We start from the raw sequence: 1,477 nt of genomic DNA, 5'->3' as shown, positions 1-1,477 counted from the left end.
TTCTAAGCCGATGTTTGAGGGTGTCCATCGCTCGTTCCGCTTCGCCGTTACCTGCATGACCGGCCGCAACCGCACGGCCGAACGGGTCCCCCTCGCCTTCATGCTGCACGATCCCAGTGCCATCCACGGCGCCCGCTTCGAGCTCACCAACGAGGAGATCCTCCTGCTCAACCCGAACACCGGCACCCTGCCCGTCTTCGCCACCCGCAGGGACGCGGAGATCACCTTGAAGATCTACCGCAGGTTCCCCATCCTGATCAAGGACGGTGACCCGGACGGCAACCCGTGGGGACTGAGTTTCAAGCAAGGACTGTTCAACATGTCCAGCGACTCACATCTCTTCCGCACCCGTGAGGAGCTTGAGGCCGAAGGCTTCGTCCTGCAAGGCAACGTGTTCCAGCACCCTGACTCTCTCTCTCTCTCTCTCTCGGAACAGCAGTCCGATACCTCCCGCTCTACGAGGCCAAGATGATGAACCTCTATGACCACCGATTCGCCACCTACGAAGGGGCGACCGGCATGAGCCTGCCCGCCGTGACTGACGCCCAACACGACGACCCACGCTTCGAGCCGTTGCCCCGCTACTGGGTGGCCGAGGACGAAGTAACCAAGGCCCTCGGCGACACGTGGACGAGCAGCTACCTCTTCGGCTGGCGCTGGATAACCGCAGCCACGAATGAACGCACCTTTGTCTCTGGGAACTTCCCACTTGCCGGTGCAGGCAACTCATTTGTTGCCGTTGACAGCGATGCCGGCCAGCCCGCTGGCCTTCAAGCGATCTGGTCTTCACTGGTCATGGACTTCCTTGCCCGACAAAAGCTCAGCGGATCGAATATGGCCTTCTTCATCGTCAAACAATTCGCCTGTCCCACCCCGGCAGCGTTCGCCGACACCTACCCGTGGCTAGGCACCACTCTTGACTCTTGGCTCACCCCGCGCGTCCTCGAACTGTGCTACACCTCCACTTCCCTGACCTCCCTCGCCCGCGACGTGGGCGATGGAGGTGCGCCTTTCCACTGGGAGCCGGACCGTCGCACCGCCCTGCGCGCTGAGATCGACGCGGCAATGTTCCACCTGTACAACCTCACCCGCGAGGAGGTCGAGCATGTTCTCGGATCCTTCACCGTGATGAACAAGTACGACCTGGCCGCCCACGGGGAACTGCGCACCCGCGCCCTGGTGCTCGGCTACTACGACGCCATGTCCGCCGCCGCCGCGACAGGCATCCCCTACGCCACCACGATCACCCCCGCCCCCGGCCTCGGCCGGCGCCACCAGATCGGAGCCGAGTGATGACCGACGTGTACCTGCCGCTCTACGAGGCGAAAATGCTCTCCTTCTACGACTCCCGTTTCCAGACGTATGAAGGAGCGGACTCCCAGAACCTGCCAGCACTGGACGCTGCCGCTCATGATGATCCGAATCGGGAAAGTTTGCCTCGCTATTGGATCGCCGAAGAGCACGTGTCGGGTGCGCT

Annotated in this window: 2 protein-coding genes and 1 pseudogene; all 3 read left to right on the top strand. The window is 62.6% G+C overall.

Annotated elements, in window-relative coordinates:
• Positions 1 to 472 (top strand): annotated as a pseudogene (locus tag ACESNG_RS22795) (SAM-dependent DNA methyltransferase); the annotation flags it as partial.
• Positions 469 to 1,293 carry a hypothetical protein gene (locus ACESNG_RS22790; protein ID WP_373070995.1) on the top strand — a complete coding sequence of 275 codons (825 nt, stop codon included), beginning with the start codon at positions 469 to 471 and terminating at the stop codon, positions 1,291 to 1,293. The pseudogene ACESNG_RS22795 and the gene ACESNG_RS22790, both read left to right, overlap by 4 nt.
• A partial coding sequence (locus ACESNG_RS22785) for a hypothetical protein (protein ID WP_373070993.1) occupies positions 1,293 to 1,477 on the top strand: 185 nt, incomplete at its 3' end. The genes ACESNG_RS22790 and ACESNG_RS22785, both read left to right, overlap by 1 nt.

This window comes from Gemmatimonas sp. (assembly GCF_041689975.1).
Lineage (GTDB): Bacteria > Gemmatimonadota > Gemmatimonadetes > Gemmatimonadales > Gemmatimonadaceae > Gemmatimonas.
This window is presented reverse-complemented; position numbering and strand designations above follow the sequence as displayed.